We start from the raw sequence: 25526 nt of genomic DNA on the forward strand, positions 1-25526 counted from the left end.
GCAACCAATAGGGGTGTAAAGTACCCTTAAGACGTATCTTAATTTATATGAAAATACATAGGGGATTAGCCTCATTTACTCCCGGAGAATATACTATAGTAACCAGTGGTACTTTTGATGGTGTGCATGTAGGACATCAGAAAATTCTTGCTCGTATCAGAGAAATAAGTAGCAAAAGTAACGGCGAAACCGTTCTTATTACATTTTGGCCGCATCCCCGCATTGTGTTGTCTGATGGCAACACCGACCTTAAGTTGCTATCTACCATCAACGAAAAAGCCCGCTTGCTTGAAAAGCATGGAATTGATCATTTGGTAGTATTACCTTTTACCAAAGAGTTTTCTCAGCTGAGCCCTGATGCTTTTATCAAGCAGGTATATGTGCAGGGGGTAGGTACTCAAAAACTAGTCATTGGTTATGACCATCGTTTTGGCAAAAACCGAGAAGGAGGGTTTGACTACCTCAAAGAACACGCGTCGAGCTACGGTTTTGAAATTGAAGAAATTTCGCGACATGACATAGACGATGTGGTCATTAGCTCTACCAAGATACGTAATGCGCTTTTAGAAGGAAATATTGAAATTGCCAACCAATATCTGGGGTATGCTTATAGTATAGAAGGTAAAGTAATGCATGGTGATAAGATTGGACGAACGATGGGTTTTCCTACGGCTAATCTGAATATTCCTGAAACTTTTAAGTTGATTCCGGCGGATGGCATTTATGCTGTAGAGGCACTATTGGGCAATGAGCAACTTAAGGGCATGTTGTATATAGGCAATCGTCCCACTTTGTCAGGGGGAAGTCAGAGGCGTATAGAAGTAAACCTATTTGACTTTGACCGTGACATATACGACGAGTCTTTAAAGCTTTGCCTGGTAGCTAAAATCAGGGGAGACGAAAAATTGGACTCCTTAGAAGCGCTTAAGCTTAAACTGAAAGACGATGAGCGTAAATCACGGGCAGTTTTTGGAATATAAAACATATAAAAAAGGGTAACCACAATGGCTACCCTTTTTTATATATTGTACTGATGAGCGCAATTACTGCACCATCAAAGTGCGTGAAATTATTTGTTTAGGAGTGATTACCTTAAGCACATACGCGCCTTTGGGAAGTTTGCTCACATCTAAACCGCCTTCTAAGTCATTGCTGCGTACTTGTCTGAGTAATTTTTCAGCCACCAATTTACCTTTACTATTGTATAGTTCGGCTTTGGCAAGTTCGACGTTTAGTTTTTCTAAACGGATAGATACCTGACGACTTGTAGGATTAGGGTATATTTTGAGCAGTTGTTGTAATGCGCTACTAATGCCTACTGCAGAACTGGAAGTAGTAAAAGCCCAGCTATTTTTGCCGCTGATTCCAGCAAAAGAGATTCCACTTCCATTTTTGAAAGTGCCTGGGGCTGCTTCAACATAAAACTTGGTGCTGGTAGCCAGGTTGTTGGTAGGGTTAATGGTTACTGTAGCATTTGATACACTCACCTGACTGCTGGTAACATCAATGGTAGCTACTACGGCATCGTCTGTGTCTTTTTTGATAGTAATGTTGCCCGTCCCTTTTACTACATTTTCGTTGAAGGTCATTACCAGATTGGTAGCCACCGATATATTGGTTCCATTATTTGCTGGCAACAAAGTGTTGGCAATGGGAGCATTGGTGTTGTCACCATCGGTCACTGTAGCACTAAAAGCGCCTTTACCGTGCGTGCCTACTGCTACCAAACCATCTACCGACCTGGTCTTGATCATAGACACGGGTACATTACCTATTACGTCAGCGCTTACCTGAGTCCACGAAGTACTGGTACCATTGAGCGCTTTGGTAAAGTACAACCCAGTACTGGTACCTGCATAGTATAATTTACTTCCGGTAGCAGGTTTATGTATGGCAAGCCAACGTACCGAGGCTCCATTACCACTTCCGTCAGCATTTTCTTCCAGGTTACCACTTACATCTGTCCAGTTGCTGCCGCCATCGGTAGAGTGAAATACACTTTTTACTTTGTAGTTTGAGAAAGTTACAAACACATTATTAGCATCCTCTTCGTCTACAGCTATACAGCTCACGTGTGCTCCAGATGGAAACCCTTTACCAGTATAAATATTGGTACGGGTAGGAGCAGTGCCTGTATTGGCATTGGTTAGTTTGTATAACTGCCCATCGGTGGTGCCATAATACAATACATTGGCAGTACTTTTAGACACTGCCAGCACTGATATTTTTCCAGAGCCAATGGTGGCAGATGTGAGCTTTTCCCAGCCAGTAGCTTTGGTGCCGCTAAAATTCCATCCTGTATTGATAGATTCTACATCTTTATGTCTCCAAAGCTCGGTACCCGCTGGATAATACATGATTTTTTGATCATTTTTATCCAGTATAAAAGGGTTTACAAACAACTGCCCTGAAACATTGTAGCCCCCACTTGCAATACTTTCTTTTGAAGGGTGTACATGATTGTTAGAGGTGGGGTTTTGTGGATCGGTTCCCTCGATACGTGCTACCGACCCATTCTGAGTACTGATGTAACGAATATTCTTTCCAGCAACTATAGCAGTATAGCATCCGTCGCCCCCGCCTACTTCTTCGCCCCATATAGAAGTGCTTCCGGTAGCGTTTACCGACCAGTTGCCGTTGTCTTGAAAGCCCATGATCAATCGGTTGTCGCCGCTGGTAGTAGGATCGATGGCTATAGAGTAAGCCTGCGTAGTATAATATCCATTATTGAGGGTTGTCCAGGTAACAGGGTGAGGTTTGTTTCTTCCGGTAGGAGTACCATCAGTGGCTGTGATATCTCCTTTGCTTACGCCTCCATCGTGTCCACACAATGCCTCAGTATTACTGTTGGGCATAAATATAAAAGAGTGTATGTCGGGGTGGTGGTTGGGGTAACGGCTAATATTATTGTCAGGGGAGTAACCACCTATCCATCGAGAGTTACCCGTATTGTTGGTGTTTACTGCAGTGGCAAAACCATCACTAGAGCGATAAAGACTGGTACCTCCAATAAAGACATAGTTTTCATTGTCTGGTTTTACTGCCATGATCATGTTATAAGATCCTTGGGTATTGAGGTTGCCCACATTACCTCCTACAGCAGGTAAGTTTCCTGAACGGTCTGTCCAACTTGGACCGCTTGCATCGTATTTATAAAGCTTATAAGCTTTAGCTTGGTTGGATACAAAAAACCAAACTATGTTGGAATTAGAAGGGGCAATGGCTACCTCTATACGTTCCCACGAAGTGGGCATAGAGCCGGGAGAGTTTATTTTAGTCCAGGTAATACCATCAGTAGATGTAAAAAATCCTTTGTTGGTACCTGAGCTGTGGGTGCCTGCATAGTATACCTTAGAAGAAGCTCCTGTTTTGAGCACGTCCATTTGGGTCAAATCTATGGTAAAACTAGCTGTCGCGTCTAATACTTGAGTCCATGAAGTACCCCCATCCGTAGAGCGGTAAATTCCTTTGAAATTAGCAACCAATACTGCACTGTTGATGGGGTCTATTACAATGTCGTGGCAAAACTGCCACTCTGCCCTGATGCCGCCCCCAAAGGTAACACTGTTGGTAGGTTTGGTGCTTGACAATTGCGACCAGGTGGCACCGTTATCAGTGGACTTGAATACACCATCACCTAGATAAGTAGCCCCACCCATATTGGTAGCCACGGTGCCTATAGACTCACCTGTAGTGTAATACCAAGTATCTTGATTGATTGGGTCTTGAGCTATGTCGGTAATAGATGGGTTAGTGTTAGGGCTTGATACCATTGTCCAGCTGGTACCTCCATTGGTAGAACGGTAAAGTCCCCCTGAGGCTCCGCCTATCATTATAATGTTTGTATTACGGGTATCTACCCCAAGGGCGCGGGTACGTCCTCCTACATTGTAGGGCCCTCTGATACTAAAAGCCCCACCTGTAGTTCGGGCGTTGGGGTTGAGCGATGGCAATAAACGTGCTCTGGAACTGTATACATAATTGAGTTCTTTCTCTCTCATGTTGTGCGGTATTTTACCTGTGGCAGGGTCGCGCAACATCATTGTTTCGTGCTTTAGTCGTTCTATGCGATTCTCTTTTACCTTCTTGACTTTGGTTGTCTGTTGAGCCTGGGCAGTAACCCACCCAAAAACAACGAAGATGACCAGGGTATTGAATAGTATACGATGTTTTTTCATAAAATATAAATATTTACTGTGCCTAAGTAACTGTAAAAATAATGTGTCCTGAAAGAGCGAGAATGAATACTCGCAAGAATAGGTGATTCTGGCATAGCTGCTAATAAATAATTATAAAAAGTTATTTCGAAAGAGGTTGATAAGAAACTACTTGATAATTAAGATTGTTGGCTGCTTTGAGGCTGTATATTATATCTGCTTCAAAGCGGTCTCCCTTTTTTAAACCAGGAAAATGCTTTTTGAGCTCAGGAAACACATCTTTGGTTGCTCCTAGCGTTTTTATAAAATAAGTGTCGAGTTGCTGCCCTTGGTTTACTTCTCCCGCAAAAAAAGCACCTTTGCCTACTATTTTTTCTACGGTAATGGTTGCCTCACAAGGGTTCTTGCTACAAGCAGTGTTTCGGTCTGATGTGTTGATGGGTTTTACCTTTATTAGTTTGGCTATCACTCTAACGGTGCCTCTTGCTACTGGGCGTTCTTGACTAACTACAGCTGTTGTTTCGGTATTTTTGGTAGTAGTGTTGGTAGTGGGCGTTTTGGTTTTACACTGCCAGCAACTCATCACTATCATCACGAAAATTAGTTTTTTTAATGTATGCATATTTGCTTTAATAAGTGATTTATGTTTGTATTGACGAATAAATGCTTTTTTGAAAGTTAGTTTAGGAACATGTTCTAAATCGGACAATTATTACGATCACGTTCCTTAAAAATCACCCAAATTGCAGATGGGTTTTTGTAGAGCCGCAGGTGTTTGATTATGATACTTACTAACGTAATTTGTTTTTTTTGGTTAAACCTTGCATACAAAATGTTTCTGCTATTTTTATAATATCAGGGAGTGTTCACAAAAAACGCACTATAGGTTTTGAACATAATCTTTATTAGCATTTCTTTGTCCGCTTATTCGCACCATTGACCTTGATCATGTTCAATTTACTGTCTTACGCTTTACATTCATTATTGCGGCGCTGGCGCAAACAAGTGGCTTTAGTGGCTATTTATGCCTTGGTAGTAGCCTTTTATGCCTCGGTTGTTTTTTTTACTACTTCGCTCAAGTACGAAACCCGTGCAGTACTAAAAAACGTGCCTGAACTGTGGGTGCAAAAACTTGCTGGGGGGCGTTTGGTGCCCATGCCTAAAGCTTTTGTAGACTCACTGCAAGATATTCGTGGGGTACAAGCAGTAATACCCAGGGTGTGGGGGTATAACTATGACTCGCCTACTGGAGCTGTATTTACGGTGGTGGGCTCCGATTCGTTGGTGCAAGGGCTTTCTATGGTGCAAACCTCACATCAAGGAAAACTACAGGCAGGGATGGCTTTGTGTGGCACTGGTTTTTTAGAACTGAGAAAATTAAAAGTAGGCGATAGACTTACTGTATACGATGATACCGGAGAGGCAAAAAGTTTTGAGATTGTAGGGGCATTTACGGCGGCATCTGACTTACTTACCCGCGACTTGATTGTATTGCCTACCAAGGCAGCCCAAGAAATACTGGGGCTACAGCCCAATGAGGTAACCGACGTAAGTTTAAGCATTAGCAACAGCAACGAAATAGAAAATATTGGCAGAAAACTCGACCTAAGGTTTTCGGGCATTCGAGTAGTTACTAAAGATCAACTGGGGGCTACTTATGAGGCATTGTTTAGCTGGAGAGGCGGTATTTTTATTTATGGAACTATTTTGGCAATTTTTGCCTTTTTGATTCTCGCCTGGGAGCGTGCCAGTGGGCTAAGTGCCGAAGATCGCAAAGAGTTGGGGGTACTAAAGGCGGTAGGTTGGCAAATATCAGATGTGCTATGGATGAAGTTCTGGGAAGGGGTCATTATATCTCTTTCTGCCACCCTGAGTGGGATGATCATTGCCTATGTACATGTATTTGTATTTCAGGCACCTTTGCTCAAGCCGTTTCTTATTGGTTGGTCAGAGTTGTACCCTTCTTATGATTTGTTTCCAGTATTTGACCTGAGCAGTTTTTTGGCAATATGTTCCTTGTCGGTTATTCCATACCTTACTGCTACCCTGGTACCTGCCTGGAGGGGGGCTATTACCGACCCTGCCGAGGTAATGCAAGATTAAATGATGTGGGTTAGTTATTTTAGAAGAGAATTACGAGCTGTTAAAAGCCCCCATAGGGGGCAAGCTTCAAGCGACAAGTCGCAAGCTAGACCCTGTTCTACAAGTAATTACACTTTTGTATTGTATTGATTTTCAGTGTCTTATAAAAAAACATGGTTAAAGGCAATGACTCGTAACTCTCATATTTTTACAGTTAATTCACCTCTTTATTTTTCACCACTACCTGTACTCCAGGTTGCCAGTGTTTGTATTCACTGGTATAATAAAGGTAGGCATTACTTGCTTTCGCCCGGTATACTCCCGGCACATCTGCCTTGAGGTCAAGGTGTATTTTTCGACTTGCCCTGGCAGCAATGCCTCTGAAATAAAACACCACATAACCTTTATTGAGTTCATAGTAAGCAAATTTGCCTTCTTCCTGAAGTTTTTTCAGTTGCCAAGGTTGGGCACTTAAGCCTGAAGGTATGCCCACCAAAGCCATGGGCGAAGGCACTCCCTGTGTTCGTTGGTTGGTTACTACAGTGGTGAGTCGCACAGTTTCGTTTACATTTACTGTATTGGTTGCCAGGGTGGTTTTTAGAGCAAGGGCACATTCTGGGTTAGATACAGGTTGATAAGCATGGTACTTGATATCGAGCGAAAATGGAATTACCTGTTGTTTTGACCCAAATTTTACCGAAAGGTTTTGTGCTCCTTTTTGCAGGAACTTTTCCAAACCAGAGATACTTATTTTTCCTAATTGTTTTTTAGTGTAAGTAGCACTGCCAATCAGTTGGTTATCACGATACACCATCAGCTTACCATTTTCTTGCCCCGACTGCTGGTGTTTTGCGTAGGTAGTCAAAGCTTTGAGCGCAAGTATAGTTCCTTGAGTAGAGCCAAAGTACCCTCCACTTCGTTTGCTGAGCATAAAGTTGCTGAGCTTTTGTACATATCCCAAGTCTGGCGATTTTTGCTGAAGTTCGGCAAGTATCATCAAAGCACTGGTTTCTATCTGGCGAGATATTCCTCCCGCCCGTACTATAGTTTGTTCAGTGTTGAGCTTGCCCACCCCCTGGTTGGCAAGTTGTTGCTTGAGCAAGTGCTGTAAACGCGTTGTTTGACGGGTTTTGTTTAACTGTACTGAAGCAAGTGCCAGCAGTGCCATACGGTAGGCATCTTTATTTTTCACGGCTTCTTTATAGGCTTTTCTGTACTCCTTTTCAATTTCTTTAGTTACCCCGGCAAACGACAAAGCGTATACTACATAGGCATTGTTTACAGTTTGACTGGCGGCAGCAAAGCCATATTTACCTCGGTTTTGTTTAAAATTACCTTGGCCATCACGTCGCGATAACAACCACTGCTTGGTTCTTTTTATCAAGGCAGGGTCTACGCCGTTATATACTTTCTGCATTTCCAAAAACTCCATCAAGCCATAAGCTGTCAAACCCTCGTGGGGAGGTGTTTTGCCATACCAATCAAACCCTTTTTCACTGGTTTCATAAGCCGCAAGTTTTTTGTATCCATCAGCGATGTATTTCAAGGCTTTTTCTTTCAGTGCAGGAGCTGTTCCATTGGTTTGTTCTAACAACTGTAACGCAATAATGTTAGGGTAAGTGCTGGAAGACACTTGCTCAAAACATCCATAAGGACGACGTATGATGCTCGCCACGCCATCCATCAAATCGCCTAATACATTGGGATACGCGTTTAGTTCTACCTTAAAAGTACCATTGACTACCTCTGGAATGCTTACCTTAAAAGTATTGGTTTGACTATTTCCTCCAAAAGATTGAGCCACAGGGAAGCCTTTGGCAAATACCTCAATGGCTTCGCTGGTACTTTCTGGATATTGTTCATTGGCAAAACGAATACGCAATTGATTGCTTTCTTTGGTCTTAAGCGTGCGCATTGTTACTCCAGACAAATACACAGTACGAGTAGTGTAGGGCAATACTTCGGTTGTTATACCAGCATTGCTAAACCTGATAGCTTGGGGCGTTTGCACCACTATTTTTCCCGCAATTGGTCGGTCAGTATTATTGGTGAGGTACACCGGGATGCTGATTTCATCATTTACGGTAAAGTACATCGGTATTTTTGCGGTAAGCTCAAAAGGTAATTTGGTAAAATAAGTATGTTCGGCACGCCCCAGTTGTTGGTTCACACCTACCCCTTCGGCTATTATTCTAAAAGAGGTGATGGCGTCATTGTTCCAAAAAGTAAGGGTGGCTTTTCCTGTTTTATCTGTGATTACCTCTGGGTTCCAGTAAATAGTATTTCTGAAGTCAGTGCGTACCACATTGCGTGGTTTTGGGGCGTTATACTTGACGGCTTGATACTTTTTTACCCGTGAAAAGTTGAGTTGAACCGCACTTACATGTGTACTTGCTATTACGGCTACATAAGGATTCATTTTATAATTTGCCTGATTAGCATGCTTCAACCAGCGTAATGGTCTTTTGGTGGTAATCGCCAGTACTTTGCCTTGACTTATGTGGTGACCATATTTTGCCCGTGCTATTTGGTTTGTTTCAGTTTTGAGGGTTTTAATATTGTCCGGATCAATGGCTTTGATTACCCCCTTGTTTTTCATTATTTTTCCATTAATCACCAAAGTAGCATTATGCATAGAGCTTAGTGTATTGCCCTTGTAATACTTGGGTAATATGCTGTCTTTACTACCTGGTAAGTTCTTGTTGCTAGAGATTGGTTGTTGATTGTTAACCGCACTTATTTTAGGTAGTTTTTTAGGCGCTTTCTTTTTTACTGTATTGACTACTTTTACTTTATTTTGTTGCTTACGCCTTTGCTTTCGGCGACGACGTTTGGCTTTTCTGGCAGCAGCCCTGGTGTTATTGTTTCTTTTAATCACCTGCACACTTGAGCCAACGCTTCTCGCACTCACTTTGGTGGCGTATCTGGTAACTACTACCTCTTGTAACATTTGTGGTGCTTCTTCTAGTGTTATATTGTATGAATTTCTCTTAATCTTTCGGCTGTCCAGCGTGATAGTTACAGGTTGTCCATTATTGGCTTTGGCAAATAACTGTACCTCAGTAGTAGGATCTATGTTGGCAAACATAAAGCGTCCATCTTTACCTGTACTTACTTTTACTGAGCGTTGCTTGCCCGACAATTCGTACAAGCTTACTTGAGCTTTGGTAGCTTGTTGGGTTTTTTCATCGAGTATTTTACCCGTAATTACATTGTACAGTTCTTTTTTGTATTTCTTTTCAGGCAAATCATAACTGCGCCAGCCGTGGGTAAGCATTACATAGTCGAGCGCCGGAATTGCCTTGGGCTTACGCCTATTGAAGTAAAAACTTGGCTCATACACTTTGCCGCTTATTTCGGCACTCATCAGCATATAAGATAGTAGGTTGTCTTGTTTGTCGTCTGCCAGGTTAATTATTTTGTCATCTACCACTGCCACCGAGAGGTTAGCCACCACAGGTTGACCGTTTTCGTCGGTTGTAATAATGTCTGCTACTACCTTTTCGCGGGGTTGGTAGCTTTTTTTACGGGTTTTAATCGTCACACGTAGATTTTTATCAGGGTTGGCAAACCACAGTCGCTCACATATGGGTTGTTGCTTGGCGTCATACAGAATAATTTTGCTGATGCCTACCGGCATTTTATCAGTATTGATTATTTCGGTATTAGCGTTGGTTTCTGCTAATAGTTTTTTTGAAAAGTAAACTTGACTATTGCTCTGGGCTACCAGCAAAACTGGAGTGCGGCGAGTGCTTTGGTAATGCACCTTGAGGCTATTTTTTTTATTTTTTTCTATTTGCATACTTACCCCTTTGTGGGTGGCAACGGGTAGAGAGTAGGTGGTTTTTATTCCGGCAGGGCGGGTAATGCGTGCCTGGTAGGTTTCTTTGGCTTTGGGGGTAAATTTAAAAGCTCCCATTCCTTGATGAAAACTGGCAAATGTCTGTACTTCATTGCCTTTGCTGTCTAGTATTATGCCCTCTATATCAGCAGGTTTGCCAAATTCGTTCATTGCCTTGAAAGCCATTTTGCCTGGAATACCTCCAACCCAAGTGCCCCCTTCGGGTAAAAACTGCACGTCAATATTGCCCAGTACAATGGGTATAGAGCGACTGATAGACTCTGTTTTACCTTCGTGGCTTACCACTACATTCAGTAATCCATCGTTGTCTTTGAGCGAAGCAGGTAATTTTATTTTTATCAATGCTTTGCCTTTGGCGTTGGTGAGCACTTCGGCTTTTTGGTAAGCTTGCCCTGAGAGCTGCACTCGGTAATCTATAGTCTGAAAAGCAATAAAGTTATCTTTCAAGTCCTTGGCCTCTAAGGTAGCTTCTACGACATCATTGCTCCCGTATGCTTCTTTTTTAAAGTCAAGCTGAAGCAGCAACTGTGGTTTGATTACTTTTTGCAGTTGAATTTTCTTTTCATAGAACGCCACTTTGCCAAAGTTTTGAAGCCATTGGGTGTAAGCTCGTAAAGTATATACACCACCTGCCCAGTTTTTACTCAAAGTAAAATTTCCGGCAATTTTTCCTCCTCGGACTGGGCGAGTGAGTTTTTTTATCACACTGCCCTTGGGGTTGAGCAGTTCTACATACGCCACTGTACTTACCTTACTCTTGTCTGACTTACCCATTGCTTGTAGGTAGCCACTAAACCAGACCTCTTCACCAGGGTAATAAAGCGTTTTGTCGGCGTGTAGGTATACCTTTTCGGGGGCTGCTTTTTGCTTGGTTACATCCTTTGCCTCAAAGTTGATTTGTTTTAGCAATTGGTCATCATTAAGCAAAACAAATGCGCCCAATAATGTTACACAAAGCAAAGCTGTGCTTAAAATAAAGTGTTTAGTTTTCATTATAGTTAGTTTTTAACTCTTGTTTTTTTCTTAATTAATTGTCATCCTTCAATATGCCTATTGCCTTTGGTGATAATTTGTGTTTTACTTTTTTCCACTTTCTTACCACATCTTTTTGCTCGTGACTACCCGCACTATAGAGTTCAAAGTCTTTAACCTGGATCATTCCATCTACTTCTAACTCCTTGGCTTTCATTGATATAAAAGAAAATACAAGTGTGGCTCCACTGGGAACACTAAGAGAATATTTGCCATCAACATCGGTAATAGTTCCACGGTTAGTCCCTTTGATCAATACATTTACACCAGGGAGCCCATCGCCCTGTGTATCGGTTACTCTGCCTGAAATGGTTTTGTTGTTTTGAGTATAAGCCTGGAAAGAAAACAGCCCACAGAGAGCAATGACAAGTAATATTGTTTTCATTGGTATGTTAATTAATCAATTGTTAATCATAAGTAAAAGATAAGGAATGGTACCAAAATAAATTTACATTCTTAACCTCATCTTTTGAGGCTATACTTTGTTAAAAAATAGCCGAATAGCGCTGCTATTAGCCAACCTTCCCTCAAGCTCGCTCAACATCCACTGGATATTGCCGTGCCGCGTCTAGCAACAAAATATTTTATTAAACTATAGAAATTTATTTTTACACCATTCCTAAGCGAAATTGTAGTTTTCCCCTACGCACTTATTTGTAATAAATAGCAAGTAAAAAAGTTCAAGTGTAACTTGAAGACAAACGAAAAAAAATAAAGGAGTAGGGGAGAAAGGAAACTATAGCAAACCCCTTGAGTTTTGAGTCTAAGGGGCATGTTTGCATCTGATAAGACCTGCTTAGCTCACAATTTTTCGGTTGAACTTAGCGCATAAATAGGGGTTATTTATTTACTTTAACCCCCTTGTTTTGTAAAATGTCCCAGTGTACCTGGCCTGGTAATACCCGGTATACCGGAATGTTGATGGCGTATTTGTGGCGTAATTCCCGAATGGCAGTATCAATATGTTCGCTGGAGTAACGAGATGAAAAATGCCCTAAAATTAACTGTTCTATCTCAATGCTTGCCACCATCTCCATTACTTCTTCAAGGTAACTATGTGGATGACGATTTTCTTTGTTATTGGCTACCTGGTCTATAAAAGTAGCTTCGTGAATTAATATTTTGGAGTGGTTAAACCGTTCGTAGTCTTCTACTGGAGTATCGCCCGAATAGCTAATGACATTGGTACGAATCTCATTGGTGGTTGCCTCGATGCCTTTTTCTTCTTTGATTTTTTTTATTTCCAAACCACTCAAGTTTGCCAGTTCAGGTTTAAGCTTACGCTTTATCTGCATTACTTTATAGCTTAAACTCTTGGTTACACCTTCAACCGCTTTTACGTGTCCGTTTTGCACTGGTTCTACTACAAAATCATCTTTGATGGCAATACGTGATTGGTCAGTAATAGGATGCCAAGTAGTGCCTTGTATGTGTGGGTCAAATTTCTGACAAAAATCTGCCAAAGCTGGAAAAGAACCACAATCGGCGGGGTAATGAATATGTAAACTTGAGCGGGCATTGAGTTGGTTAAATTGCAATAGCCCTGTCAGGTGGTCACGGTCGGCATGAGAAATCAAAACGTGTTTTATTTTTCTCGACTTTTGCAATAGGTTGGCAGTAATGCCTTCACCAGCGTCAAACAAAATGCCTAGTTCTTCGACAAAATACCAAGTAGCAAATAATGCAGTAGAGTATCCAGTAATAGTAAGATTCATTAGATTATTTTTTTATACAGATAGTTCAGAAATTTGCTTCAAGTAGTTTGTGTGTGCAGATAATGGGAGAGCTTGGAGTAGAGAATGTGCGTCGTTTATAAATGGTGTACTGCTTTGTTGAAGAAGTTTATTTTGTCTAACCTCTAATTGTTGGGGCGAAAATATATGACAAAACTCAAATAGTTATAAGAAATATCTACCTTTAACGAGTTTTACGTTACTATAGTTTCGTTATTTATTTTAATATTGATTGTTTTTTTTGTTTACCTATTTAAAAAAATAATTGATTGAAAATGAGTGTTTTATGAAAATATGGTTTAATTATGTTTTCTTTTTTTAGCCAAATAATTGGAAAGTGACACCCTCATTTATTGGTTGTTTACTTTTTGTTTACCCCAAATTTTAGGCGATATTTTTATATTAAGGTAGGTTTGCAACATATTTTCAAAGTCTTCACAAAACCTCAATTGTTAAACCTATAGAAACATTATCAATACCCCATCAAAATAAAGTATCGCTAAAGTAAAGCCTCACTTTTTATACAATCAAAAATTTATTTTATCAAAACTTTAAGATTTGACAGCTGCCATATACATAACGGCAAAGGGTGTCTAAATGTTTACGGTTGCGAAATCAGGAACGGCGAAAACTTTGAAATAAATTCAATTTTTTACACTCAATAAATCCAAGTATTACTTAGTAATGTTGCCGAAATAATGTCAGCAAATTTAAGTAAATATTTTTTCGCTAGACAAGGCGAAAAATCGGCTAATAGCAGCGCTATTCGGCTATTTTTCAACGATGTATAGTGACTAAAATATACAGTTAAAATGGGGAAGTTATTTTGACTGCATTACTTAGGTAGCAATACCGCGTTATTATTCAACTATTTTTATTATTTATTACACTATTATTCAAAATATGAGAAATCGATATACTACGATTGGTAAAATTCTGCTAACATTTGCTGTTTTTATCGGTAGTTTTCAATTAGCTACTGCCCAGCAAGAGCCTGGAAAAAAAGGTTATCAGAAGGTAAAAGATGATCCTAACGGAAGACTCAAGTACGAAACAAATATGTTGAAAGACCCTCGTACGGGTAGAATTCCTGAAGATATTCACCGAAAGGAACTAGAGTATGTTTACTCTCCTAAGGCTAAATTACAGCAACAGTACAACAACAACAGTAACAAATATGCAAAAAGTGCTACTGCGCTTCCTGGTACAGCACAGTGGCAAAAACGCGGCCCTTACAATGTAGGTGGTCGTACACGTGCTTTAGCCATTGACATCAACAACGAAAACCTTATTTTGGCTGGTGGTGTGTCAGGCGGTATGTGGCGCTCAGACGACAGAGGCGCAAGCTGGACAAAGGTAACAGGTGCATCGCAACACCATAGTGTAACAGCAGTAGCCCAAGACCCTCAGAACCCTAATACCTGGTATTATGCTACAGGTGAGGGTAGAGGTAACTCTGCCAGTGCTTCTTTTTCTGCTATTTATGCAGGTAGCGGAGTTTACAAGTCTACCGATAATGGTTTGACCTGGGTTCAGTTGGCAAGCACCGCTTCTTTGGAAACCGAAAATGACAACCCTTTCCGTATTGCCTGGAACATTAAAGTACACCCTACTACTGGTGATGTTTATTTAGCTACTGGACGTGCTTATAGTACAAGTACAGGTGCTATCTGGCGCTCAACTGATGGTGGTACTACCTGGAATAAAGTAATAGACGGTGGTAATGCAGTATATACTGATATAGAAATTGCTGCTAATGGCTTGATGTATGCCACAGTTGCTAGTTCTTCTACTACTACTTTCAAAGGTATTTACCGTTCTACCAATGGTACCGACTGGACAGATATTACTCCTGCCAATATGCCTGTTTCTTACGCACGTGTAGTATTAGATATTGCTCCTTCTAACCCAGATGTAGCTTATTTCTTTGCAGCTACTCCTGGTTCAGGTGTAAGCGGACATAGCTTTTTTAAATATACTTATACTGCTGGTGTAGGTAATGGTGATGGAACTACTGGTAATGGTGGTGCTTGGGAAAATCGTTCAAGCAACCTACCTGCTTATGGTGGTAATGTAGGTAACCTTTCACAAGCGAACTACAATCAATTTGTAAGAGTAAAGCTTGACGACGAAAACGTAGTATTTATAGGTAGCACTAACTTGTACCGCTCGCTTGATGCTTTTGCTACCAACACTCAAAACGCTTGGGTAGGTGGTTATTCTACGCTCAACAACGTAAGTACTTATCCAAATCATCACCCTGATAACCACGCCTTGGTATTTTTCCCTTCTGATCCTACAAAAATGATTTCTGGACACGATGGAGGAGTAAGCTATACTGATAACAACCTGGCAACGAATCCTCAACATCCAGTGGCTTGGACTTCTTTGAACAATGGTTATTATACTACCCAAATTTACGGTATGCACATTGATCCTGAAACTGCGGGAGACAATCGTTTGATCATTGGTTTGCAAGACAATGGTAAGTGGACAGTAAATGACAAGTCTTCTACGGCTATATGGGGCGAAGAAGTAGGCGGTGGTGATGGTGCTTTTGTTGCGATTACTCCAGGTAAAGATACAAGATATACCAGTACTCAGTTTGGTAAAGTAGCTCGTGTAGAAGGTGCTGATCCTCAGAACCCTACAGCTGCTGTACATGTATTCCCAGCGGGTGCATCAGGTCAATTATTCGTGCATCCTTTTACGCTTGACCCAAGCGATTATAAAATTATGTACTACCCAGGCGGTGGTAACTTATGGAGACACAACGATGTTGAAAGCATCAATTCAGGTTGGAACTTTGGCGGAACATTTGATCCGGGATGGACTAACCTTACCAATGCTGCTGTTCCAGGTTCTATTACTGCCGTGGCTGCATCTAAATCAAACCCTAGCCATAGAGTATATTATGGTACTTCAACTGGTAGTGTTTATCGTTTAGACAATGCAAATACAGGTAACCCTACTACTGTACAAGTTTTGGCAGGTCAGGGTGGTTATTTGAGTTGTGTGGCTATTGACCCAACCAATGCTGACCGAGTGTTTGCTGTATTCAGTAACTATGGCATCCAGAGTATTTTTTACTCAGCCGATGGAGGTGCTAACTGGACAGATGTAGGGGGTAACTTAGAAGAAAACCCTGATGGTTCTGGTAATGGTCCTTCAGTTAGATGGTTAGACATACACGTAAACAGTTCTGGTACTACTACTTATTATGCAGGTACTAGCACGGGACTATATGCTACAAACGCAATCTCTGGTGGGACTACTAACTGGGTACAAGAAGGTGCCAACACCATTGGTAACACAGTTGTAACAAGAGTTCGTTCAAGAGGTATTGATGGTTTGGTAGCAGTTGGAACGCACGGAACTGGTGTGTATAGTGCCAATGTAGGTCAAAGCGACAATGTAGCAATTGCTTATTTTAGCCCAATGATTGGTGAGCCAGGCGAGCAGGTAAAAATCAACGGTATTCGTTTTGATGCCAATGCAGCTAACAATACTGTGAAAATTAACGGTATGGTTGCCAATGTGGTGTCGGCTTCTGCCAATAACTTAGTAGTAACTGTGCCCAATGGAGCTACTTCAGGTAAAATTACCGTGGAGGTAAATGGACAAACTGCTACCAGTGACAAAGACTTTACAGTAATTTTACCAATTGCTAAATATCCTTATACTGAAAGTTTTGAAGAAGGTACAACCAACTGGAAGCTGGCTGTAGATGGAAACGATTTCAACTGGGCAGTTGGTCAGGGCAGCACTCCTTCATCAGAAACAGGACCAAACAAAGCAAGCGAAGGTTTGTACTATATGTATGTGGAGTCTAGTGACCCTAATTATCCAGAAAAAAAGGCAGCTTTACAAAGTCGTTCTTTTGACTTGACCAGTTTGAATGAGCCTACCCTTGTTTTTGCCTACCACATGTTAGGTGACACTACGATGGGAACTCTTCAGGTAGAAGTAACTACTGATGGAACAACCTGGAACAATGTATGGTCTGTTGCTGATAACCAAGGTGAAAACTGGAAAACAGCAGTACTTGACTTATCTGCTTATAAATCAGCGACTACTAGAATACGTTTTGTAGGAACTACCAAAGATGGCTGGAAAAGCGACATGGCCATTGATGCACTTACCATTACCGAAAAAGGTGCTCCTGCTATTACAGGTTTTACTCCTTTGAGCGGTTTCGAAGGGCAAGTAGTGACTGTAAGTGGAGTAAACTTTGGTACTACTACTGCCACTAATTTGGTAACGTTTAACGGTACAACTGCACAATTGACTGCCGCGACTGATTCATTGCTTACTACTAGTCTTCCTGCAACTGCTACTACTGGTAAAATTTCGGTAACTGTAGCTGGGCAAACTGCTGTAAGTATGAGTAACTTTAATGTGATTGAAGTAATCAATACTTTTCCTTATAAAGAAAGCTTTGAAGATGCTGCATTGGGTAACTGGGAACAATCATTTGATGATGACTTGAACTGGGATCGTAACCAAGGAGGAACTCCTTCATTTAACACAGGGCCAGGTCAGGCTTCAGATGGAGCTTATTATATGTATGTAGAGGCAAGTGGTGATGGATATCCAAGCAAAAATGCTATACTGTCAAGCCCACCAGTAAATGCTCGTGCGCTCACAAGTCCTACGCTTACTTTTGACTACCACATGTATGGTGCAAATATGGGTAGCTTGGTGTTGGAAATCAGTAAAGACAACGGTGCTACCTGGAGTCCAATCTGGTCTAAGTCAGGTGACCAAGGTGATGTTTGGAAAACTGACTCTGTAAGCTTAAAAGCACACAAATATGCTACGATGATGTTCCGTTTTTCAGGTACTACTGGTGCTACTTGGTTAAGCGATATGTCTATTGACAATATCAACATCAAAGAAGGTTTTGTAACTGAGTTGCCTATTGCTGACTTTAAAGTAAGCCGTACTGAAATTTGGGAAGGTGAAAGCTTAAAATTCAACAATGAGTCGCAAAACGCGGTAACTTACTTGTGGAAAATTTCAGGTGGTGAAGCAGCAACTAGTACTGAGAAAAGCCCAACAGTAAAATATAATAAGGCAGGTTCTTATCATACTATCTTGATTGCTTATAACTCGCTTGGACAAACTTCGGTAAAAACTGTAGCCATTACTGTAAAGGCTCGTCCAAAATTGCCAATCGCTGACTTTAAAGTAAGTAATACTACTATTTATGAAGGTGAAGGCTTGAAGTTCAACAACGAGTCTAGACACGCCAGTCGTTATGAGTGGAGATTCTCAGGTGGTAATACTACCAGCAGCACTGAAACAAGTCCTTATATCTCTTATAACAAAGCGGGTACTTACCACGCAACCTTGATTGCTTACAACGCGAACAATCAAAGTGACTCTAAAATTTTAGAGATTAAAGTAGTAAAAAGAGGTGCTTCTAATGTAACAGGTTCAGTAGTAGACGTAAAAATCTACAGCAACACTGGGGCATTGATGAGAACAACCAAAATTGCTGAGGATGCTCAACCTACTGAAAGCTTAAAAGGTTTGCAAAAAGGTTTGTATTTCGTCCACGTGTACACAGCACAAGGAGTTAAAAAATACCAAATAGTGAAACAAGACTAGTTGGTTTTCAACTGCCAAATTGGGTGAAGTAATACTTCCCTGTTTTTGGTAAACCTTGTTCATTAATAAACAAAAAACGACTGTAAACTTAATTGTCTACAGTCGTTTTTGTTTTTATCAAGGTGACTAATGCTAGATCAGTTCTCAACCAAGACCTTTGATGGATAAAACCAGACTACTTATCCTCATCTTCATCTTTTAAATTGTTAATATTAACTTTCCCACTCATATGAAAGATACCTTTACATTTGCCATCTGTTACATGCCCTATAGCAATATACTTAGAGGTAGTCTGAACAACCCGTTGGTCACAAAGCTGAACGCCATATTTTTGCAATAGCTTTAGGTATTTGCGATGAAGTTTGTAAGGAATCACTTTTTTATTGATCACCATTTTGCCATCCTTAAGCGCCAATCGGTTTTTAGCTTTTTTTGATTTAATCAAACGATCTTTACGCAGGTTACGCAACAACTCTCTTTTAAACTTATTGATACTACCAGTAAACTTAAGTGAGTCGCAGTCATTTGGTAAAGACGAAGAAGGTTTGGTTTTGACCAACAAAGGAGAGGTAGGTAAGCCAGTGCCAAAAAGCGCTTGTGAAACTGAGGGTTGTTTTACTGCCAAGCCCTTTATTGTTTGTATGTCGAATAAGTTGCGTGGTTTACTTTTGGTTTGTTTTGTAAATAAGGAATGCCCTTTCTTCTGAATTAAAGGTGTGTCTACCTTATGATTGATAGCTTTTACTTTAAACAAACCAGCGGTCAGGGGTTTAATCAATGCCTGACTCATCACGGCTTTAGCGGGTACTTGTTTGTTTTTTGGGGTAGGATTCACCGGGGCAACTAATACAAAGGCTCCAATGGCGGTAAGGGTACTTAATGAATATATCATGAGCGATTTTGTTTGAAAAAAATACGATTTAGAAATGAAAACATGCTCATTATTTCCCTCAAATAAGCCCCACAACATTCCCCACCAACCTCGGCGTACTGGCTTTTCGCGCATCAGGTAACGCAGTTTTTTTCTCCCCCTGCTCAAGTAGCTCTTTACTGTATTGATACCCGTATGTTGAATGTCAGCAATCTCTCGAATACTAAAACCACAAATGTCAAATAAAATAAGGGCATCACGTTGATTTTCGGGCAATTGATCTAGCTTTTGATACATCAGTTGTACATCCAGAGACACTTCTGGAGTCACACCATTGGCAAACAGCTTTCGGGTGTGTTTTTCCTGCAATTCCGTTTGGTAGCGGGCTTTGCGCCAATGGCTCACTGAGCGGTTGCGGGCTGCCCTAATCAGGTAATGAATTAACTGATCTTTTTGCCTGATTTGCTCAAAGCGCTCATAAGTAGATAGTAACACATCTTGCACCAAATCGTCAGCCTCCATTTTGCCATAAGCCAAAGCAGCACAATAACGGGTAAATCTATCTTGGCAAGCAGCGTAAGCCTCAGTAAAAGCACGTTGTTTTTCGGGAGTCATAAGGCATTGTTTTTTTGGGTAATGAACATTTTCAGCAAGAGGGTCGCCATTATAGACGAAAAGTTGCAGGAGGGTGTAAAATAATCTGAGATAAAATAGTTGTGTACAGTGTAAGTTTTTGATAAACAGTAGGTTATGTTGAGAATAAAAAGTTGTAAATTTTAAAACTTGCAGCTGGTTTGTAAGGGTAGTTTTAACTTTACTACTGTTACAATATGCCCATTTGTTTCAGCACCTTTCGAGTGATTGTTTTGCGACATTTACCAAAATTCTTGTTTTTATCTGCCCGGTTTTTTATCAATCGGGTAGCAAAAAAGTAAACTCGTGTTGAGTTACCCTTACCTTTTTCTACATACCCTATCCACCAACCTGTATCTTTACCACCATCTCTTGTCCACCCGGTTTTAGCCCTTATCACATAGTTTTTACCTTGTTCTGCCACCATTATTTTTTTCAAAATACGAAACGAACGTTTCGAAAAAGGCAGTGTTTCTTCGTACACTCCTTGCAGTATTTCAATTTGGTTTTTGGGCGAAATAGCAAACTTACCAAAGTTCCAGAAGTCATCACCTGACTGCGATAAGTCTACATTTCCATACTTGCATTGCGACAAGTAATGCCTGTATCGCTTTTTACCAATTCTGGTTGCCAACACTACATATACCCAACCTGCCGACATTTGAAAGGCTTGCTTGAGCGACAAGTCACGGTAAATACGTGGGCGGTAACCATAGCGTGTCGTATCGGTTTTGCCATGCCATTTTACCAATTCATTTTCGTCTTTGATTACCCCTGTCTCCAGAGCTATCAAGGTATTGACTACCTTAAAAGTAGAAGCAGGCAAGGTGGGTGTTATGGCATCAGTTTGGTTACTAAATGTCCATTTTTTTGTCTGATAGTCATATACCGTAATACTACCATTGATGCCACATTCTTTAAAGGGTTTTTGCAAGTCAGCCTGTCCCAAAGCCAGGAATGGCACACATAAAATACTTAGTAATAATCTGATCATAGGTTAATAAGTGTTATAATATTTTGATCAAAAAAACACCAATATAAAGAAAAACCACAGGCATAAAACCTGTGGCAGTAATTGAGTCTGAAAACAAGTAAATCAAGTGTTGTTTACACCCAATTATTTGTGACTATTTATAGAGCCTACTCAAACTCATAATCAATATAAGTTTGCAAATCTTTATCGCCTCTGCCCGACAAGTTTAACACCACCACCTCATCAGGGGCAAACTTTCGTTGTTCGAAAACTGCCAAGGCGTGTGAAGACTCTATAGCAGGAATGATGCCTTCGGTACGGCAAAGTAACCTCCCTGCTTCCATAGCGTCACGGTCGGTTACACTCATAAACTCTGCTCGTCCGCTGGCAAACAAATGCGCATGAGCCGGCCCTATGCCAGGGTAATCGAGTCCGGCAGAAATAGAGTAAGGCTCTACTACTTGCCCATCAGAGGTTTGCATCAATATGGTTTTGCTTCCGTGCAATACTCCAGGCTTGCCCAATTGGGTAGTGGCTGCCGACTCGCCCGTGTCTACTCCTTTTCCGGCAGCTTCCACCGCTATCAAGCGTACTTCGGGGCGGTCTAAATAGTGATAAAAAGCCCCCATTGCGTTGCTGCCCCCACCTACACAGGCGATGACATAATCAGGGTTTTCTGATCCGGTTTTCTCTAGCAGTTGCGTTTTCATTTCTTCACTGATGACCGATTGAAACCTTGCCACCATATCGGGGTAGGGGTGAGGGCCTACCACCGAACCAATAATGTAATGGGTATCAGTGGGGTGATTTATCCAGTGACGCATTGCCTCGTTGGTAGCGTCTTTCAAGGTTTGGCTACCACTGGTGGCTGGTACTACTTTAGCTCCTAACAAACGCATGCGCTCTACATTGGGGCGTTGGCGTGCCATATCTATTTTGCCCATATACACAATGCACTCTATATCCATGAGGGCACACACAGTAGCCGTAGCAACCCCATGTTGACCTGCACCAGTTTCAGCAATAATTTTTTGTTTGCCCAAGCGCTTAGCCAGCAAAATTTGCCCAATAGTATTGTTAATCTTATGCGCTCCTGTATGGTTCAAATCCTCTCGTTTGAGGTATACATTGGTCTGATATTTTTTCGACATTCTTTTGGCAAAATACAAAGGAGTTGGACGCCCTACATAGTCTTTGAGCAAGCTATCAAACTCTGCCCGAAAATCGGAGCTTTGCATAATATCTAAATATTGAGCCTTTAGTTCTTCAATGTTGGGATGAAGAATTTCGGGAATAAAAGCCCCGCCAAAATCTCCATAATATCCGCGTGTATCTACCTGGTAATTCATATTGTTTCAGTCAAAGTATAAGCCCACTTGCCAATCACTTTAGCATTGGTGTGTGCAGTTGGGCTTATGGTGATTGTTTTTCAGTATTTTGTGTTGGGGTGTTTTGCAATCGACGGCGTAGTTCTCTCAGTTTTTCTACGTCTTTCAAAGCCGGGGATTTTTCAAACTTGCTATTCACATCTATAGCATGTACACGAAGCTTATGGGCTGTCACAAAGTCTTGCAGCTCTTGAATATTGTATAGGCTCAATCCTCCACTCATAAACAAGGGTCGTTCATTGTCATACTGCTTCAGTATGTTCCAATTAAACACCACCCCATTACCCCCGTAGTCTTTGCCTTTGGTGTCAAACAAAAAGAAGTCACAAAAAGGTTTGTATGGATTAAGTTGAGCAAAGTCAAAATCGTTGGCAACTCTAAACACCTTTATCACTTGCAACTGAGGCAAAGCATCTTTAAGCTGTTGACAAAATACTGGCGACTCGTCACCGTGCAATTGAGCCAAAGCCAACCCATATTTATTTACTTTCTCTACCACTTGTGCCAAAGTATGGTTCACAAAAACGCCTACTTTTTTGGGGGCATTTGCCAATAAATCTGGAGGCAGTTCAAAATCGTGTCCTACAAAACGGGCTGATTTTTCAAAAAAAATCAATCCCAAGTAATCGGGTGCCACCTCTAGTACCTCGGCAATGTTAGCAGCATCACGCATTCCACAAACTTTTAGTAACATGTCTTTTGTTTAGTTAACAAGCTCAAAGTGTTGCCTTAGGGTTTAACAGTTGGTCAATAGATTGCAAAAATGATTGACAACTTTTGCCTGGGTTTTCACTTTTCATAAAAGTTTCACCAATCAAAAATCCTTGGTAACCCACTTTATGCAAAGCCACAATTTCTTTGGCAGATTTTAAACCACTTTCTGAGATTTTGACAAACTCATCAGGAATCAACTCGGCAAGTTTGAGCGAAGTATCAATGCTTACATCAAAGGTTTTGAGGTTGCGATTATTTACCCCTACAATAGATACATACTTGTTCAGGTGACTTTCAAGTTCTGCCTGGCTGTGTACCTCCATCAACACATCAAGCCCATGCTGCTGGGCAGTTTGCGCCAACTCTTTGAGTTGATTGGGCGACAAACAAGCCGCTATTAGCAAAATAGCATCAGCCCCTATAGCCTTTGCCTCAATAATTTGATAAGGATCTATCATAAAATCTTTGCGTAACAATGGTATACTAACCTGCTGCCTTGCCATGATCAAATCGTGGGTAGCTCCCCCAAACGATACCGTGTCGGTGAGCACTGACATGGCCGTTGCTCCCGCGTTTTGGTAATCTTTAGCTATTTGAGCTGGTTTTACCCTAGAGTTAATCTCCCCTTTAGAGGGCGAACGTCGCTTAAATTCCGCAATAATTGCCGGGGAATGTCGCTGCTGGATAGCATATTTGAGCGAAATTATTTCACGCTTAAAAAACGGGCTTGCTTCTAGCTCACTTACTGGAGTATTTCTTTTGGCTCCAGCTACCTCAGTTCTTTTCCTGACTACTATTTCTTCTAAAATATTCATAATGCAATGTTTTAAATGTTTTTTGTTAGTCCAGAGTTGTTAATCCGTAGACGTTAGCTGCTGTGGACCAATTCGTAATTAGCTTCGCAGAGCTCCCTTCGGTCGGTTCGCAATTGAATAATTCGTGATTACCCCTTCGTAAGTAAAATGGAAAAAATAAAGTAATCCAAAAGAAGGCAGTATCTGTTTGTTGGACGATGAAAAAAATCTTTGCGTAGCCTTGGCTACGGAACTATTTTTTGAAGAAGTACAACGGTCAGAGACGAAGTTCAATGGATTAGGTTATTTTTGTAGTTTTACTAATTAAAAAACCAGCTAACAATTTTTACACTCCCACTCCTTCTTTACTTAAAGCCAAAAACCGCTCAAATGTTTGCAATGCCTTGCCCGAAGTCAAACTTTCTTGAGCCAATGCTACTGCATCAACCAGCGAGAGTTCAGGGCGTGCCGTATGAATTGCCAGCCCAGCATTGGCACATACCACATCTTTTTGGGCTTGAGTCGAATCATTTTTGAGTACCCCTTCAAATATCTTTGCCGAAGCTGCTACTGTATCACCCCCAAACAAATCTTCGGGCTGGTAAGCAACAAAACCCAAGTCTTCTGGAGTAAATAATTGCTCACGGCTGTTAGCATAAGTTTTTACCTTGCCAGTAAGCGACACCTCATCATAGCCATCCAATGAGTGAACAATTCTAAAGCTCTTGTCCAGCTTTTGGTACAAGTAAGCATACAAACGTGCCAGTTCAAGACTGAACACCCCTACAAGTTGGTTCTTAGGAAAGGCAGGATTTACCATGGGGCCCAGCATATTGAAGAATGTTTTCACCTTAAGTTCTTTGCGAATGGGCGCCACGTTTTTCATTGCCGGGTGAAACAAGGGCGCGTGCAAAAAACAGATATTGGCTTCTTCTATCTGGCGACGCAACTTGTCTTTGTCATTGGTAAATTTTACTCCAAAATATTCCAGCACTGTAGAGGAACCTGATATTGATGATACTCCGTGGTTTCCATGTTTTGCTACATGCACTCCACTGGCTGCCGTTACAAACGAGGCAAGTGTAGATACGTTGAAGGTGTTTTTGCCATCCCCTCCAGTACCACACAAATCAATAGGATTGTATTCGTCGAGGTGTACCGGGATACAAAGATTGAGCATAGCCTCGCGAAAACCTTCCAACTCTTCTACGCTAATGCTGCGCATAATATACACGGTTAGAAAAGCCGCAATTTGCGAATGATTGTATTTGCCTTGGGCAATGTTGGTAAGCACTTCGCGGGCTTCTTCTTTAGTGAGTTTCTTATGTTCAAATAAGTGATTGAGTATTGCTTTCATTTTTATAAAAAGTCCATAGTCGGGAGTCCTTAGTCCATCGTATTGCTTGGTGTATATGGCACTGGGTAACTCCAAACCACTGTTGTTTTGTAAAATTTAAAAAGTCCATAGTCGGGAGTCCGTAGTCCATCGTATTGCTTGGTGTATATGGCACTGGGTAACTCCAAACCATTGTTGTTTTGTAAAATTTAAAAAGTCCATAGTCGGGAGTCCTTAGTCCATCGTATTGCTTGGTGTATGTGGCACTGGGTAACTCCAAACCATTGTTGTTTTGTAAAATTTAAAAAGTCCATAGTCGGGAGTCCTTAGTCCATCGT

14 protein-coding genes are annotated in these 25526 nt (G+C 41.2%); 3 read left to right on the forward strand and 11 right to left on the reverse strand.

The window, feature by feature from the left end:
- Nucleotides 1-47 precede the first annotated feature (47 nt).
- Nucleotides 48-980 carry a bifunctional riboflavin kinase/FAD synthetase gene (locus Q0954_RS09090; RefSeq protein ID WP_299456055.1) on the forward strand — a complete coding sequence of 311 codons (933 nt, stop codon included), beginning with the start codon at nucleotides 48-50 and terminating at the stop codon, nucleotides 978-980.
- Between the two features lie 63 nt (nucleotides 981-1043).
- Here the strand turns inward: Q0954_RS09090 and Q0954_RS09095 are convergent, their stop codons facing one another.
- Nucleotides 1044-4178, reverse strand: a complete 3135-nt coding sequence (locus Q0954_RS09095; protein ID WP_299456057.1) for a T9SS type A sorting domain-containing protein — start codon at nucleotides 4176-4178, stop codon at nucleotides 1044-1046.
- A 121-nt stretch (nucleotides 4179-4299) separates the two neighbouring features.
- Complete coding sequence (locus Q0954_RS09100) at nucleotides 4300-4779, reverse strand: hypothetical protein (RefSeq protein WP_299456059.1); 480 nt, start codon at nucleotides 4777-4779, stop codon at nucleotides 4300-4302.
- A 326-nt stretch (nucleotides 4780-5105) separates the two neighbouring features.
- On the opposite strand from Q0954_RS09100, the gene Q0954_RS09105 reads away from it, so the two are divergent.
- Nucleotides 5106-6260: an FtsX-like permease family protein gene (locus Q0954_RS09105; protein ID WP_299456061.1), complete on the forward strand. Its 1155-nt coding sequence runs from the start codon at nucleotides 5106-5108 to the stop codon at nucleotides 6258-6260.
- Between the two features lie 193 nt (nucleotides 6261-6453).
- Here Q0954_RS09105 and Q0954_RS09110 read toward each other — a convergent pair whose 3' ends face one another.
- The 3 genes from Q0954_RS09110 to Q0954_RS09120 all read right to left on the reverse strand — a co-directional run bounded on the left by Q0954_RS09110 (nucleotide 6454) and on the right by Q0954_RS09120 (nucleotide 12848).
- Nucleotides 6454-11094 carry an alpha-2-macroglobulin family protein gene (locus Q0954_RS09110; RefSeq protein WP_299456062.1) on the reverse strand — a complete coding sequence of 1547 codons (4641 nt, stop codon included), beginning with the start codon at nucleotides 11092-11094 and terminating at the stop codon, nucleotides 6454-6456.
- A gap of 34 nt (nucleotides 11095-11128) precedes the next feature.
- Nucleotides 11129-11518, reverse strand: coding sequence for a carboxypeptidase-like regulatory domain-containing protein (locus Q0954_RS09115; RefSeq protein WP_299456064.1), 390 nt, complete (start codon nucleotides 11516-11518; stop codon nucleotides 11129-11131).
- Nucleotides 11519-11972: 454 nt separating this feature from the next.
- Nucleotides 11973-12848 carry an MBL fold metallo-hydrolase gene (locus tag Q0954_RS09120; RefSeq protein WP_299456066.1) on the reverse strand — a complete coding sequence of 292 codons (876 nt, stop codon included), beginning with the start codon at nucleotides 12846-12848 and terminating at the stop codon, nucleotides 11973-11975.
- Nucleotides 12849-13769: 921 nt separating this feature from the next.
- Here Q0954_RS09120 and Q0954_RS09125 point away from each other — a divergent pair.
- Nucleotides 13770-18479, forward strand: a complete 4710-nt coding sequence (locus Q0954_RS09125) for an IPT/TIG domain-containing protein (protein WP_299456068.1) — start codon at nucleotides 13770-13772, stop codon at nucleotides 18477-18479.
- 175 nt (nucleotides 18480-18654) lie between these two features.
- On the opposite strand, the gene Q0954_RS09130 is transcribed toward Q0954_RS09125, so the two are convergent.
- From Q0954_RS09130 to trpD, 6 genes are all read right to left on the reverse strand, one after another.
- Nucleotides 18655-19965 carry an RNA polymerase sigma factor gene (locus tag Q0954_RS09130; protein WP_299456070.1) on the reverse strand — a complete coding sequence of 437 codons (1311 nt, stop codon included), beginning with the start codon at nucleotides 19963-19965 and terminating at the stop codon, nucleotides 18655-18657.
- A 208-nt stretch (nucleotides 19966-20173) separates the two neighbouring features.
- On the reverse strand, nucleotides 20174-20977 hold the full coding sequence (locus tag Q0954_RS09135) for a penicillin-binding transpeptidase domain-containing protein (protein WP_299456072.1): 804 nt from the start codon (nucleotides 20975-20977) through the stop codon (nucleotides 20174-20176).
- 146 nt (nucleotides 20978-21123) lie between these two features.
- A complete protein-coding gene (gene trpB / locus Q0954_RS09140; RefSeq protein ID WP_299456073.1) occupies nucleotides 21124-22305 on the reverse strand; it encodes a tryptophan synthase subunit beta in 1182 nt (393 codons plus the stop codon).
- A 64-nt stretch (nucleotides 22306-22369) separates the two neighbouring features.
- Nucleotides 22370-23038: a phosphoribosylanthranilate isomerase gene (locus tag Q0954_RS09145; RefSeq protein WP_299456074.1), complete on the reverse strand. Its 669-nt coding sequence runs from the start codon at nucleotides 23036-23038 to the stop codon at nucleotides 22370-22372.
- A gap of 22 nt (nucleotides 23039-23060) precedes the next feature.
- Nucleotides 23061-23873 (reverse strand): indole-3-glycerol phosphate synthase TrpC, encoded by an 813-nt coding sequence (gene trpC, locus Q0954_RS09150; protein WP_299456076.1) that lies wholly within the window; start codon nucleotides 23871-23873, stop codon nucleotides 23061-23063.
- A gap of 325 nt (nucleotides 23874-24198) precedes the next feature.
- Nucleotides 24199-25209 (reverse strand): anthranilate phosphoribosyltransferase, encoded by a 1011-nt coding sequence (gene trpD, locus Q0954_RS09155; protein WP_299456079.1) that lies wholly within the window; start codon nucleotides 25207-25209, stop codon nucleotides 24199-24201.
- Between the last annotated feature and the right edge of the window lie 317 nt (nucleotides 25210-25526).

Origin of the sequence: uncultured Microscilla sp. (assembly GCF_947493425.1) — a bacterium.
Classification (GTDB): domain Bacteria; phylum Bacteroidota; class Bacteroidia; order Cytophagales; family Microscillaceae; genus Microscilla.